At 48.8% G+C, this 14,519-nt stretch carries 12 protein-coding genes; 11 read left to right on the top strand and 1 reads right to left on the bottom strand.

Going from position 1 to position 14,519, the window contains the following annotated elements; all coding sequences use genetic code 11:
* Positions 1-294: 294 nt before the first annotated feature.
* The 4 genes from EWA64_RS19470 (at position 295) to EWA64_RS19455 (ending at position 6,815) form a co-directional block, all read left to right on the top strand.
* Positions 295-750 (top strand): hypothetical protein, encoded by a 456-nt coding sequence (locus EWA64_RS19470; protein ID WP_391856394.1) that lies wholly within the window; start codon positions 295-297, stop codon positions 748-750.
* Between the two features lie 6 nt (positions 751-756).
* Positions 757-2,229 carry a GGDEF domain-containing protein gene (locus EWA64_RS19465; protein WP_244881470.1) on the top strand — a complete coding sequence of 491 codons (1,473 nt, stop codon included), beginning with the start codon at positions 757-759 and terminating at the stop codon, positions 2,227-2,229.
* 20 nt (positions 2,230-2,249) lie between these two features.
* The gene (locus tag EWA64_RS19460; protein ID WP_061894562.1) at positions 2,250-3,737 is read left to right on the top strand and encodes a nucleoside hydrolase; all 1,488 of its coding nucleotides are present in this window, start codon (positions 2,250-2,252) and stop codon (positions 3,735-3,737) included.
* A 255-nt stretch (positions 3,738-3,992) separates the two neighbouring features.
* A complete protein-coding gene (locus EWA64_RS19455; protein WP_061894563.1) occupies positions 3,993-6,815 on the top strand; it encodes a hypothetical protein in 2,823 nt (940 codons plus the stop codon).
* Positions 6,816-6,921: 106 nt separating this feature from the next.
* Here EWA64_RS19455 and EWA64_RS19450 read toward each other — a convergent pair whose 3' ends face one another.
* Positions 6,922-8,466, bottom strand: coding sequence for a methyl-accepting chemotaxis protein (locus EWA64_RS19450; RefSeq protein WP_061894564.1), 1,545 nt, complete (start codon positions 8,464-8,466; stop codon positions 6,922-6,924).
* Between the two features lie 456 nt (positions 8,467-8,922).
* Here EWA64_RS19450 and EWA64_RS19445 point away from each other — a divergent pair, with 456 nt between their 5' ends.
* The 7 genes from EWA64_RS19445 (at position 8,923) to EWA64_RS19415 (ending at position 14,442) form a co-directional block, all read left to right on the top strand.
* Entirely contained in the window at positions 8,923-9,399 is a 477-nt protein-coding gene (locus EWA64_RS19445; protein WP_061894565.1) for a LabA-like NYN domain-containing protein, read from the top strand.
* Between the two features lie 130 nt (positions 9,400-9,529).
* The gene (locus tag EWA64_RS19440) at positions 9,530-10,297 is read left to right on the top strand and encodes a DUF3450 domain-containing protein (protein ID WP_061894566.1); all 768 of its coding nucleotides are present in this window, start codon (positions 9,530-9,532) and stop codon (positions 10,295-10,297) included.
* Positions 10,298-11,665: a MotA/TolQ/ExbB proton channel family protein gene (locus EWA64_RS19435; protein ID WP_061894567.1), complete on the top strand. Its 1,368-nt coding sequence runs from the start codon at positions 10,298-10,300 to the stop codon at positions 11,663-11,665.
* Positions 11,662-12,222 carry a MotA/TolQ/ExbB proton channel family protein gene (locus EWA64_RS19430; RefSeq protein ID WP_061894568.1) on the top strand — a complete coding sequence of 187 codons (561 nt, stop codon included), beginning with the start codon at positions 11,662-11,664 and terminating at the stop codon, positions 12,220-12,222. The genes EWA64_RS19435 and EWA64_RS19430 overlap by 4 nt, the downstream gene beginning before the upstream one ends.
* The gene (locus EWA64_RS19425) at positions 12,219-12,623 is read left to right on the top strand and encodes an ExbD/TolR family protein (RefSeq protein WP_039427422.1); all 405 of its coding nucleotides are present in this window, start codon (positions 12,219-12,221) and stop codon (positions 12,621-12,623) included. The genes EWA64_RS19430 and EWA64_RS19425 overlap by 4 nt, the downstream gene beginning before the upstream one ends.
* Positions 12,623-13,255 (top strand): energy transducer TonB, encoded by a 633-nt coding sequence (locus EWA64_RS19420; RefSeq protein ID WP_061894569.1) that lies wholly within the window; start codon positions 12,623-12,625, stop codon positions 13,253-13,255. Before EWA64_RS19425 ends, EWA64_RS19420 begins: the two co-directional genes overlap by 1 nt.
* A 2-nt stretch (positions 13,256-13,257) precedes the next feature.
* Entirely contained in the window at positions 13,258-14,442 is a 1,185-nt protein-coding gene (locus tag EWA64_RS19415) for a tetratricopeptide repeat protein (protein WP_065860329.1), read from the top strand.
* Positions 14,443-14,519: the final 77 nt, after the last annotated feature.

Here is a 14,519-nt window from a genome sequence, read left to right as displayed (position 1 = left end):
AGGCCATTTCATTCACATCGGGCAAAAACTGTAAAAACGCTGTAATACAAAGGATTAAAGAGTAAGCGATTTTGCGCGCAATTTTAAGACATAGCTCAAATATCTATGTGAGCTTATAAATAAATCCGTGAATTAGTTGATGCTAATCGATAATATCTGAATATAAAAACCTTCTCTTTTTAGCTTCAATTTTGCGTACTCCTCTCAGGACGTATTGCGTAAGGAATCAATGTGATAGCGAAATTGTCAAAATCTCTGTTTTTGTTGTTGGCTGCATTTGGCGCGTCAAGTTCTATGGCCGCATCTATGGCGAGTTATCCGGTGGGTTGGGAATCTTGGCCAGTGGTTAAAGAATCCATGAATTTGCCGGCTGATACCGTGCTGCCGCCAGATACCTCGTTGTTTATCCAAGAGTCAGTACGTGCCTACAGCTGGATCAATAATGGCCAAGGTTCTCCGCTAACCATTCGTGTCAATCCGGAAAAACTGGCGCAGTACAAAACGCACGGCCCTTATACCGATGGTCCTACGGCGGTGGCCGTTTCCGAAGTGCAAGGGATTGTGTGGGTAACAGAACATATTGGCGGTATGGCGATTTACGGTAGCTATGATCGCAGTGGCAAAGACGTCACCGCCATGCACCCGAGTCTTGAGCCCAGTTTCTGCCAAAGTTGCCATACGACCTACAAAGACATTTGTATTAATGGCACCTGCGCTGAACCTGTGATGAATGTGTTTAAAGACAAGTAAGCTGTTGTGGGCAACAAGCTGCTAGGGTGGTTAACCATAAACCAAATGCTGTTTCTTTCGCATTTGGTTTTAGTGCTTTCTATCGTTTTTGGCATGTCCTACACCCGTTTCAGCAGCGAGTGGCAATCCGAGGTTGAACACACTGCCGATCTGACCAAAAGCTATTTTTCTTCGCAGATGACTTTTTTGTCAGGCTCAGTTGCAGGGCGAAACTACGCTAATCTGCTGATGCGCTCAACCGCAGACAATTTCAAAGCGATACAAGATCTGATTTTTGTCGAGATCTCGGGAGTCAGCGACTACACCTCCCATCCGGTGTCAGTGCAGTATTTGCGTCAACTTGATCAAATTTGGCGCACGGATGTGACCGCTGGCGAAATTGACACCGCCAAAGGGCAGTTGCAAACCTTAAAAACGGCCTACGAGCGCACACCGAAAAGCGATAGCTTACGTCTGGACAAGCTCAAGTATCTTCTTAATAAGTCCACCGTTGAAATTGAGCTGCTGGAAAAAAGCGTAGAATTAACCCGCAGCACCCTGTTGCCATCTATGCCAGATAATATTGGCAAGCGGGGCTATTTTCTCGACCCCAGCAATAACCATCTACATGTGATTCTTCCCCTGCGTAATAAAAATGCGGGCTATTTGTGGGCGGTGGTGGATGCTAAACGTTTAAGTGAGATAAAAATCGCTCTGTTAGGCGTGATTCTCAAAGAAGCGGTTGGTGCGTTTGTTATTTCTCTGGTGCTGATTTACCTCATCACTATATGGCTAGTCAGCCCGTTAAAAGCGCTGGCGTTTTCCATGAAGCAAGACATCGAGAAAATTGATCAAGGCAATATTCCTGAAATACGTCGGGCTGACGAAATTGGTGATTTAGCCCGTTCTTACTCCAGCTTAATCACCAAGATAAAAAATCAACTCAAAGTGTTGCATCTGCAAGCGGAAACCGACCCTTTGACGGGGCTAGGGTCGCGCTACAAATACAAAGCCAGCTCGGCGAAAACACTGCAAAACACGCTTCTTAAGAGAGAGCATGCTTACTTCCTTTTGTGTGATATCGATAATTTCAAGTCCTTCAATGACACTTACGGACATACCGAAGGTGACAACGTGTTGACGGATGTAGCATCGGTGATTAACCAGCATATTCGGCGCAGTGAAATCGCTTGTCGTATCGGTGGCGAGGAGTTCGCGTTTATTATCACCGGGAGAGATCCTGCGTCTTTGAAGGAACGAGTGCAGCATATTCATCAATCCGTTGCCCAAAGAGCAATTCGCCATGAGGGCAACTTGCCGTTTGGTGTGGTCACCATTTCAATTGGCGCGGTCGCTATCGAGTCAATCAGTGACAAGATCTCTCTAGAGCAGTGTGAAGCTCTGTTGAAACAGGCATTTGAAATTGCAGACAAACAACTCTACAAAGCCAAGCATAGCGGCAGAAACAGTGTGCTGTTTGGTGAAAAGCAAATACTTTAACAATCTATAAGGATTATCAGATGCAAACCTTTGAGCCACTTTACCGACCAGATAGCATGCAGAAGCGAGTTTGGGTAGATACGGACATCACCATCGGCGAGCGGAATGGTTTGAGTGTGTGCGATGTGGATGATGGCTATGCGCTGGGCGTGTTAATGCGCAGCCAAGAAGTCGATTTGGTTGGAGTGAGTTCAACCCGAGGCAACACCGATGATATTCATGTCAGCACCCGTGTGGCCCGTACTTTTATTGAAAAATTTGGCCCAACCAGTCTAAGAGTCAGTTGCGGCAGCGCCCAAGTGTATACAGATTCACTCAATCAACCTCTCCCTGAAGCGGTGACGGCGTTGGCCGAGCAACTTAAGCAAGAACCACTAACCATTGTCGCGATTGGCGCTTTAACCAATATTGCATTGCTTGTTCATCATTATCCAGAGTTGGTTTCAGCCATTGAGGAAGTGGTATGCATTGCTGGCCGACGTGATAGTAAACAGCACTTTGTCGCCGGGCGTTGGCAGCCGCGTCCGTTTCGTGATCTCAATTTCGAGTTTGATGAACCCGCGTTTAACGTACTACTAAACAGTGAAGTGAAACTCACGTTAGTGCCGTTTGAAGTGTGTCGCGATGTGTGGGTCGATTTTCATGAGCTGCGCGAACTGGGTAAAGGCAGTTCACTGAGTGAGTTTCTTGAGCAACATTCGCGTGCTTGGTATCTCGAGTGGAAAGCGGTTTTTGGCGCCAAAGAAGGTTTCATCCCTTTTGACATGTTAGCGGCGGCATATGTGGTCAATCCGCAATGGTTCACTCTTAAGCAGTGGCATGTTCAGGTACAGCGAGATAAGAGTGACACCAAACCACATGAAGAAAAAAACTATTTGGTCTGTCACGAAGGGCTCAATGAAGGAAAAACGGTCAACTACGCTGTCGAGATTAGCCCAGCGGCGGCACCAGAGCTTTTCAAGCGGTTAACTGACAAAGAAATTAGTGCTTTTGTCTTAGGGCTTTCACACGTCAATATCATTGTTGACGATGTAGATAGTGCTGCCACTTACTACCAAAGAATTCTAGGGTTTGCGCAGGCCGTGGATGCTCAGGGAGAAAAGATGGATTATCGTGCGGTGCAGATGGCTCAGTTCAATCGCGATGCCGGACTTGGCGATCAAGACGTTTGTGTCGATGTGCTGTTTCTCAAACACCCGTATGCGGGCATCTATCTTGAGCTGATGAAGTATCATACTCCTCAAGGACGCTGCACGTTACCAGAGCAGCCGAAAACTTACGATTTGGGTGGACCAAGGCACATTGCCCTAGAAGTCTCTAACTGCACTCAGGTTTTTAACTACCTGAAAAAGCAAGAAGGCGTGAGCATGATAAGCCCGGCTGACAATTATCATCCGGAGAAGTTAGATGGTTTTCCTATCTCGTTTTTCTATTGGATTGACCGTTACGGAGTGCAATGGGAGATGGAAGAAGGGAGACGAGTGGGCACCTCTCGAGGAATCGTTTGATTGTGCGGTGGCTGAGGCCACCGTTTTTTTGCATACGTTCAAGTTTGGTAGATATCTGTAAAATCTTAAACTCATTCTTTGCTAACTCTTTGGTTTAATTCGATGAAAGACTCAGGAAGTAGTCAGGTGTTCGTTGCACAGTTTACTGCGGATCTATACATTCCCATACAAAGATAGGGATGACTTATTAATAAAACAGTGTACATTATTAGCTATTCGTTGAATTTAATGTCTGTGTACTTACGGGAAAACGTTATGAAACCATCATCCATTGCTGCGACGTTGGCCGCCCTTCTGGCCCTTGGCTCGGCGATTCCTCAGCAAGCTGCGGCGCAGTCTGTCGCTTGGGATAGAGCAAACGAATCTTGGTTGACTCAATCTTCGGACCATTTTGTGATTCATTTTCGCAATGGCCATGAAAAGCAAGCGGCGCGTGCGCTTGATCTGGCCGAACAATCACACCGCGAGTTAGTTCCGTTTTTTGGTTATCAACCAGAAGAAAAAACGGAAATTGTTCTTGTCGATGAGTATGATTTTTCTAACGGCTGGGCGACGGTGGTGCCTTATCCGCAAATCCGTTTGATTATGAGCCCGCCCGATGAGGCGAACAGTCTAGAAAACAATGACGAATGGATGCATTTGCTGATCAAACACGAATACACGCACATCATGCATATGGAGATGGGTGGCGGAGCGATCAAAACATTGCGCAACATTTTCGGCCGCAATCCGTTTTTGTACCCGCACCTTATGACGCCATCTTTCATGCTTGAAGGATTAGCCGTCTATCAGGAGACAAATCAAGCGGCAGGTTACGGGCGCTTACAAGGTACTGGCTACGACATGCAGATGCGCATGGAAGTGGCGTCTGGTGAAGTGAAAAGCTTGAACCAAGTCGCCGTCGCATCAAGAGAGTGGCCATTGGGCTACAACTATTTGTATGGCGCTTATTTTGTTCAGTATCTCGCCGATACGTATGGCGATGAGAAAGTGGGTGAATTTCTCACCAGCTACAGCAGAAAAGTGATTCCGTTCTTTTTGCTTAATCGCACCGCGAGAACCACGTTTGGCAAAGATTTCGAGCAGTTGTGGTCTGATTTCCAAAGTCATATTTACCAGCAATACCAAGGTGACGTGACACAAATGACCGAAGCTGCGGTGATTGGCAAAGGCAAGTACACGGCTCCATTTTTGCAAGTAGTCAGTGCCAGTGACAACGGTTTACTGGTTAACAGAAATGATGGTGATGGCTATTCAGAGCTGCAGCGCTTAGATGCTGAGAACGAACAAACGTTAAGTAAAACTAAGCATATTAATTCGCTTGATGTTCATCCACAGGCGGGCGTCCTGGCAACTCGCTCTATCACCTACGCCGATGGCCGCGTATTGAGTGATGTGTTTGTCTATCAAGATGACCGTTGGACGCAGTTGACGGAAAAACAGCGTTTTCGCATGGCGAAGTGGTTGCCGGATGGGCATCAATACCTCGCGTCACGTAAGGTGGATGGTTTGAGTGAGCTGTGGCTTATGGATGCCAACAGCCCTGAAAGCAAAACGCTGATTTGGCAAGGAGAAGAGGGTGATGTACTGGGCGGATTTTCTCTCGCGCCGCAAGGCGATTTCTTAGTCGCGAGCATGAAACGCCCGCAGCAAGGTTGGAACCTAGAGCGTTTTGATCTGAACAGCGCGACGTGGCACAAGCTGACGGACTCGCGCGCCGTGGAAAATGCCCCGACGATGATGCCAGATGGTAAAGTGCTCTATAGCGCCGATTACGACGGCGTGTTTAATATCTATACGCTTGACCTAGAGACACAACAGATTTCTCAGATCACCCGTGAAGTCGGCGGAGCGTTTGAGCCCCATTGGCAAGCGGGAAGCGGGCTGGTTTATCAATCCTATGATGCAAAAGGTTACACGTTACGCGAAAAAGAGCGTGTGGAACCGCTGCGCACCTTTACCGTGGCCGATGCGCAAGGTCAGTACAACTACGTTGATCCTGTTGAAGCGGTGGCGGCAAAAAGTGAGATAAGCGATTACAGCCCTTGGTCTAGCCTGCGTCCACGTACTTGGCTGCCTATCATTTCGCAAGATGAGAACCAAACACTGGCTGGTTTTATGACTAACGGGGCGGATGCGTTAAATCGTCACCAATATCAACTCAGTTTTGCTTGGGATACAGAAAATAGCCTTGCTCAGTACAATTTGGGCTATTTGTACGATTCACGCTGGATGATCCAGTTAGAGCGCTCACACGATTTTACCACGTTTAAGAAAGGCAGCTCGGAAACCTATCGCATTGAACAAAGTGACAGTGCACTTATTCAACGAAACCACCTTTTTACCGCGATTGAAGACCAGCTCAGTTTTGCGGCGGGTGTGTACTGGGATAAAGAGTCCGAAGCGAAAAAACCGAAGTTTGGTGCCACTAAGCCTTACGTAGAAACGGAAGAATCTCTGATCGGGATCGCAACGACATTCGACAATCGTGAAACCTACCTCAATGTTCCGGGCATAGGTTGGGGGCATTACTTAGATGTGGTGGTTGAAAGCAACGAACTGCTGGGAAGTGACTACCAAGGTGAGAAATACCAAGGTCAGTGGCAAGCCACGTTCGACCTACCGGGCCGCTCGACATTGTCATTGCGCCTTGCTGGGGGCTTAGCCGATAGCAAAGCGAAACCGTTCCGCTTAGGTGGTTCCGACCAAAGTGATGAAGTTGCACTGTTTGGCCGTGAAACTCAGGCGCTGCGCGGATATGACGAAACGGTACAATCTGGCGACCGTTATGTGACTCAGCGAGTGGAAGCAAGCACTTGGCTTGGACGCGTGGAGCGTAACTGGGGATTGTATCCAATAGGCTTGGGGGATATTTCAGGAACAGCATTTGTCGATTCAGGTTCTGCGTGGAGTGACACTAAAGAGTACAAACAACTGACTGGCGCGGGTGTGTCGCTCACGGTGGGGGTGCGTCTTGGCTACAACCTAGAGCTGCCCGTGACGTTAGGCTACGCGCATGGCTTTGATAGCGATCTCGGTAAAGATCAGTTCTTCTTTTCTGTCGCTGGACAGTTCTAAGCGGATCGTGACGAAAAGAAACGAAATGAAAAAGGGGAACGTCGTGTTCCCCTTTTTTGTATTCCCTTTCACGTATTGCGCTTAAGTGCGTTGAGTAAAGCAAGCGTTAAGAAAACTGACGCATCAAACGCTGCATCTCTTCCAAATTACTGACCAGCTCACTGGTGCGAACAATCGAACTTTGAGAAGCGTGCGAGGTGTTGTCGGCAAGTTGCTTGATGTTAACAATATTGCGATTGATCTCTTGGGTAACGGTTGCTTGCTCATCCACTGCAGTGGCGATTTGATGGCTGCTGTCGGTGACAGCGCCCAGCTTATCGCGAATCGCACTGAGTACTTCACCGGTACTATCGGCTTGGCGCTTGCAGTTTTGTGACAACTCATTGCCAGTATTCATCGCCGCGACTGCCTGACGAGCGGTGTTTTGCAACTGGCTGATCATCGAGTGGATCTCATTGGCGCTGCTGCCCGTTTTGGAGGCAAGATTGCGTACTTCGTCAGCGACCACGGCAAAACCGCGGCCCGATTCGCCAGCGCGTGCCGCTTCGATTGCGGCATTGAGCGCGAGCAGATTGGTTTGCTCTGAAATCGCGGTAATGACTTCAAGAATACTGTCGATCTTCTGGCTATCTTTGGCCAGTTGTTCAATGATCTGCTTTGAGTTGTGCAGCTCTGCCGTAAGGGCGTCAACCATGCGAATGGTCGAGCGGATACTGTCAAGTCCGGTTTTGGAATCGTCGTTCGCATCACCTGCCAACGCAGACGCAGCAGCGGCAGCATTAGCTACTTCATGGATGGAGTGGGTGAGCTCTTCAACCGCAGCGGCCACTTGTTCGGTCTCTCGGCACTGCTGATCCAAACTTTCGCCAATCGATTGGATGGTGGCAAACTCTTCTTCTGCCGAAATTAAAATACTGCCAGAGGTTTCTGTTGCGCGAGCGGTGACCGCGCGCAGCTCCGCTTTTTTCATCATCAACGCCAACTCAACTGGCGAAAAATCATCGTAGTGATTGGTGTAAGGCTTTTCCATCAATGGGTTGTGATACGCTTCGTCGGCGAGTGCGCGAATTTTTTCGTAGCGTTTTTGCTGATACCAACCAAGTGCTAACGTCGCACTGGCAAAAACCATTGCGACGCTTTGCAAAGAAAATGAGGCTAAGGCGATGCCGCCAACCCCGCTTAAGAGGGTCAGCGCGGCAGATAACGTAGTAAGGCGCTTTAGTGGCAGGCGCATTTTGGCTTTGTACTTATTGGCGCGCATGGCGTCGTATAATGCTTGCCCTCTTTCAACTTGTTCTGGCTGTGGTTTGGAGCGAACCGATTGATACTCGATGATCTCGCCCTCAGCGTTACGGATGGGCGTCACAAACGCCGAAACCCAGTAATGCTGTGAGTCACTGCACTGATTTTTTACCAGCCCCATCCAACTTTTGCCCGCTTTAAGGTACTGCCACATTTGTGCAAAGGCCGCTTTTGGCATGTCTTGGTGGCGCACCATGTTGTGTGGTTGTCCTTTTAGCTCATCGCGGGTGTAGCCAGCAATTGTGCAAAAATCGCTATTGGCGTGGGTGATGATGCTGCGAGGGTCGGTCGTCGAGATAAGATTGGCGCTGACGGAATAGTCTTTGTTGAGCTTGGATTTTGTAGTCATTTTATTCGTCGTTCTCTTTCGTCCTGAGGTTCGAACAGCAAGTTATTTGTTCAGCTAGGCGCAATGTTGCCGAGTCTGGCTGAAGGAGTGACTCTGTTGTGTGATGGAATATGCAATGAAAGTCACTTTTAGCGGCATATAGTAAGGTTGAGAGGTGGGTTCCATTTATGATTTGAATCAATGGATGTCTAATATTAATAAAACGATCAGCAAAAGGTGAGAGTGTTCAAATAACCGATTGCGTTTTGTAAGATTAATATTTTTGTTGCATATGCTTTTTGAGCGAGCTCGAATTAATGTCTATCTTTACGGTGCGTTTTTCCACCACTTCGTTTGTTTTGCAGACATCATCTGCTCTTTGCAGGTATATGATTCGCCGAGTTACGCTTTTTGCTCGCCTTTTCTGCCGCTATCGCATAGGGTGGGGCAAATTCATCTGCTAGGTTAACAACGCCAATGAAAGAAAAAGTTGCCATTTTTGTTGATGTACAAAATGTGTATTACACCTGTCGTGAAAAATATCAGCGCAAGTTTGATTACAACCGTTTTTGGCAAGAAGCCACCGCAAACAAACAGGTGGTGGTAGCGAATGCCTACGCCATTGCCAGCCGTGATCCCGGGCAAAGGCAGTTTCATCACATTCTGCGCGGAATCGGTTTGGAGGTGAAACTTAAACCTTTCATTCAACGCGCCGATGGCAGTGCCAAAGGCGATTGGGATGTTGGCATAGCATTAGATGCGATTGAACGGGCACCGGAAGTCGATCAAGTCATTTTGCTCTCTGGTGATGGCGACTTTGAAATTTTGGTCGAGCGCATTCAGCAACGTTATGGGAAAAAAGTGGTGGTTTATGGTGTACCGGGTCTCAGTGCTCAAGGGTTGAGAAATGTCGCTGACCAGTTTATCGAAATAGACAACGCACTACTTATTTAAACGTTGCGAAGGTGATATTCATTCAAGTTGGTATTCTGCAAAAAATCCGTTAGAATGCACTTCTCTTGGTTGATAATGCGAATGACTATCAACAGCAATTGTAACTTACATCAGGTTATTGACAACTCTTATGACGTTCTACAAAGCCAGTGCCGCCGCACTACTGATGGCGACCGTTGCCACTGCCCATGGCAGTGATCTCGACAAGGCGCAGAAAATTCAAAGCCATACCAACACTGCTGCGGCAAAAAGCCAATCACTGATTAATGCCAGTGCTGAAAACAGCCAGTTATTGCAAGCCGAAATTGAACTGCTTCAGGAAGAAGTGCGTAATCTCGAGATTTACCAGCGCCACTTGACTTCTTTGATCCACAGCCAAGAGCAGGAAAAGTCGAGTTTAGCGAGCCAAATTAGCGAGATCCAGTCGACGCGGCAAGGTATCGTTCCTCTGATGTATGACATGTTGGCAGAGTTGAAAGATCTGGTTAGTAATGATGTTCCACTAAAAGCCGAACAACGCAAAGATCGGGTGGAAAAGCTGGAACTGCTAATGGCACGTGCTGATGTCGCTGAAGCGGAGAAATTTCGTCGTATTTTAGAGGCTTACCAAATTGAGCTCGATTACGGTAGCCGCATTGGTGCGTATCAGGCACAAATTCAAACCGTCGATGGTAAAGCGCGTCAGGCAGAGCTGCTGCATTTGGGCCGCATCTCTTTGATTGCTCGCAGCTTAAGCGGTCAAGCTTTCTGGTACTGGAACCAAGAGCAAAAGCAGTGGATGGAATTAACGCAAATTCCGGCGTCTGAGCTCAATCGTGCCTTTGATGTGGCCAACCAGAAAGTCGCGCCAGCGTTACTCTATCTTCCGTTATCTGTTGCAGCAAAAGAGGTGATGTAAATGAAACCCGTATCTATTCTTGCGGCTGGATTGTTGACATTGTCCTCTGCGGGCGTACTGGCGCAGGCCGAGTTGGTGCAGCAAGCCAAAATCGAAAACCAAACTCAGCAAATACACAATCAACAGCGTGAGCAAGGCTTTAAACAGACTGAGCAGCAACTAAAAGCACTGAAAGCGTCTCTGGCAGAGAAAAAAGCCCAATTGGAAAGCCAGAATGATGAGCTAGCCAGTCAGTTTAGTGACAACGAAGTGCAGTTGTCTCAACTAGAAGAGCAACTGCGTGTTGAAACGGGCAGTTTGGGCGAATTGTTCGGTGTGGTGCGTCAACACGCGAAAGAGATCAAAGCGGATCTTGCTGAAGCGGTTACCGCGATTGGCCAGACAGATCAAACTCAAGTGGTCAATGATATCGTAGAGGCAAACACACTGCCTGATATTCGTCAGCTACGCGGCTTGTGGCAGGTGATGCAAGCGCAAATCAGTGCCAGCCGCAGTGTCAGCGAGCTCACCATTGCGATGCTAGATGCAGAAGGCCAAACACAAGCGACGCCAGCACTGACACTTGGTAATTTTGGCCTGTTGACTGAGCAAGGTTATGTCAATTGGCATCATGACAAGCAATTTGCTTCTTCTTTCGCCAAACTGCCTGAAAACGTACCTGTACGCTCAGATCTGGTCGCGGCAAGCGAAGGTGAGATGATGCCTGTGCTGCTCGATCCGACTCGTGGCGTGTTGTTGCAGCAATATGCGCAGTCGCCAGGCTTGGCAGAGCGCTTTGCGGCAGGTGGTGTGGTCGGCAAAGTGATCATTGGTTTGTTGGCAATCGGTCTTATCATCGCAGCCTACCGCACCGTGGTACTGCTTGCGGTACAGGGCAAAATCAAGGCTCAGTTGAAAACACCGAACACACCACAGAACAACCCGCTGGGTCGAATTCTGGCAGTGTACGACAGTGAACGTCCGCGCAGTGTGGAAGCATTAGAACTTCGTCTGCTGGAAGCGATTGTTGACGAGCAAAATGGCTTGGAAAAAGGGCTCTCGATGCTTAAATTGCTTGCCGCTTTAGCACCAATGCTGGGTCTTTTGGGGACGGTGATCGGCATGATTGAGACCTTCCAAGTGATCACTCAATTTGGTAATGGCGATCCGAAGATCATGGCAAGTGGTATTTCGATGGCGCTGGTCACGACGGTACTCGGTCTTGTCGCCGCAATGCCGCTACTGCTGGCGCACAACATTCTTAATGGCATGGCGGAAAACGTGCGTAATGTACTTGAGAAACAGAGTATCGGTTTAGTCGCACAGCAAGCAGAACAGCAAATGCACACAACTCGTGAGTTTCCTGCCAAGGTAGGGAATGCAGCGTGAGTGGATTCGTTTCGCAACTGTTGCCTGAGCTGTTGACGTCCAGCCAATGGTGGGCGTCTTTGCAGACCTTTATGGAACAGGGTGGACAGATTTTATGGTGGCTCGCTGCCGTCGCGGTAGTTTTCTGGCTGCTCGCGGTAGAGAAAATTCTCTACTTGAGCCGCGAGTTTCCCGTGTATTGCACGCAAACCGCGCAGCAGTGGCAAGCGCGTGAAGATAGACACTCGTGGTTTGCCTTGTCGGTGCGTGAAGCGTGGATGGCGCAAGCGCATCAGCGTCTGTTTCGTCATTTAAGCTTGCTGAAAGTGCTGGTGGCGATTTGTCCTATGCTTGGATTGCTCGGTACGGTAACGGGCATGATCTCGGTTTTCGAAGTGATGGCAACCCAAGGCAGTAGTAACCCAAAATTAATGGCGTCAGGTATTTCGCTGGCGACGCTGCCGACGATGGTCGGCATGGTGGTGGCACTGGTCGGCATGTTTGTTCATGCCCGCCTGTATAAAGCGTGTCAGAACCGAGAACTGAAATTGGAAAGAATGTTAAGGAGTCAGTCTTGAGACTAGGTAAACGTCAGGCAAAATCGGATGAAGCGCAGATCGATTTGACCTCAATGCTGGACATCGTTTTCATCATGCTGATCTTCTTTATTGTCACCAGTTCGTTTGTGCGTGAATCCGGTGTGGAGGTGAATCGTCCGCAGGCCTCCAATGTTAGTGCACAGAAAGATGCGGGTATTTTCATCGCCGTCACGGCAGCCAATGATATCTATATCGATAAACGAATTGTCGATGTTGAGCGTGTTCAAGCCAGTATCGAACGCTTATTACTCGATCAACCGGATGCCTCATTGGTGGTACAAGCCGACGAATACGCCTACAACGGTACGGTGGTGAAAGTGATGGATGCGGCGAAAGCGGCAGGGGTGAAAAACATCGCGCTGGCGGCGGAGAAACGCTGATGTTGAGATTATTGCTATCGCTGCCGGTGTCATTGGCGATGGTGTTTGCCCTGTTTTCCGCCATGGCATGGATGGTGAATCTGGGCAAATTAAACGGAGTAACGCCATCTGCACCGGTCAGCTTTAACATGGTGATGTTTGAAGCACAGAGCGAAGTGGCACGACGTCAACGTGCAGTGCCACCACCGCCGGATGTACCGCCGCCGCCTCAGCCCGAAGTCATGAAGGTCTCCCAAACGCCAATGACAACGACCTCGGCTCAGGTTGAGATGCCTAATGTTGATATGTCTTTTAGTGTCAATGGCTTAGCAATTTCCGTTCCTTCGGTCGGTATTCCGGGTAACAGCGTGGCAAATAATCATCAGCAGTTGACCCCACTGAGCCGAGTGGATGCGGTGTATCCCGCCAAAGCGAAGAAGAGAGGCATTGAAGGCTATGTGTTGCTGAGATTTGATATTGATGAAACGGGCAGGCCACAAAACATCGAAGTGGTGGAGGCTCAGCCAGCTCGATTCTTTGAACGCAGTGCCGTTGATGCAGTGAAGCGTTGGCGTTACCAGCCGCAAATCGTCGATGGCGCCGCGCAACCCATTCTCGGATATAGCACCCGGATAGAGTTTAAAATGCAATGAAGATGAAAAAGACGACGATCACCTTACTGATGAGCTGCCTGCTGTTGACCAAGGTATCAGCCGCGGCAGCGAACTCGGACATCTCACCTTACGCCCTGCGTTACATGCAGCAGGCGCAAACCTTGTCTGCCAAAGAGCAAAACCAGCAGGCGATCGAGCATTTGTTGACCGCTGAAGTGTCAAGGCCGGGCGATGTGGCAGCTATCTCGCGCATGCTGGGCATCTTATATTGGCAATCGGAGCAAGCTGAACATTCGGTGATTGCTTTGGAAAAAGCGCTCAACGCGCAAGGTTTGGCCGACGATGAGCAGTGGCGTACTAGGCGTATGCTGTCGTCAATCTACCTAACGCTAGGTCAATTTCGTCAAGCTTTGCCGCACCTCGAACTGCTCACGCAATCCATTCCCGAGGGAGAAAACGCCGCCGAAGTGTGGCTGCATCTGGCGCAAGCGCACTACAGCCTAGAGCAGTGGCGTGAGACGTTGCTCGCGCTGGAGAAACAGCGCAAACTCGACCCTAAACCGAGCGTGGCGGTGCTCTCAATCTCTCTTGGCGCGCATGCCCAGCTTGAGCAATGGTCGCAGGTGGTGGGCAACGCCAAACAGCTGATTGCCTTGCAACCGGAGAAAAAAATCTGGTGGATGCAAGCCTATAGTGGCTACCTCAATTTACATCAGCAAAAAGCGGCGTTAGATATTTTGACCCTCGCGCAACTTAAAGGCATTGCCTTGCTCGATTCTGAACGCAAGTCGTTGGCATATCTGTATGCGAGCCAAGGGATTTATGAAAAAGCTGCAGTGACATTGTCACAACTTGAACAGGCTGACAGCGATCTTGAGCTGATCCGCTTGCAAGCGCAATATTGGCAAGCGGCAAAAGAGTGGCAGAAGTCGCTGCATTTCTGGCATAAAGCCGCAGAGATTGAGAGTAAATACCATTGGGAAGTGGCAGTGCTGCAAAATCAGCTACAGAAATATCAACAGGTGATCGCGTCACTGGATCAAATGGAAAATCAGCAGCGCTTCTATGATGCACAGTTGCTCAAAGTGAACGCGCTGTACCGTCTCAACCGCTTAGAAGCCGCACTTGCGTTAGCGAAAAAGGCTGATGCGATAAAATCGTCGACACAAACGCAAAGTTGGGTACGTTTTTTGTCACACAAGAAAAGTGAGACGCCCGAAGTTTAAGACATGGGGTAAAACTCAACCTAAGTGCTAAAAAAAGAGCGGATATCATTTCAGGCATGATATCCGCTCTTTGTCGT

The organism is Vibrio cidicii (assembly GCF_009665415.1).
Lineage (GTDB): Bacteria > Pseudomonadota > Gammaproteobacteria > Enterobacterales > Vibrionaceae > Vibrio > Vibrio cidicii.
This window is presented reverse-complemented; position numbering and strand designations above follow the sequence as displayed.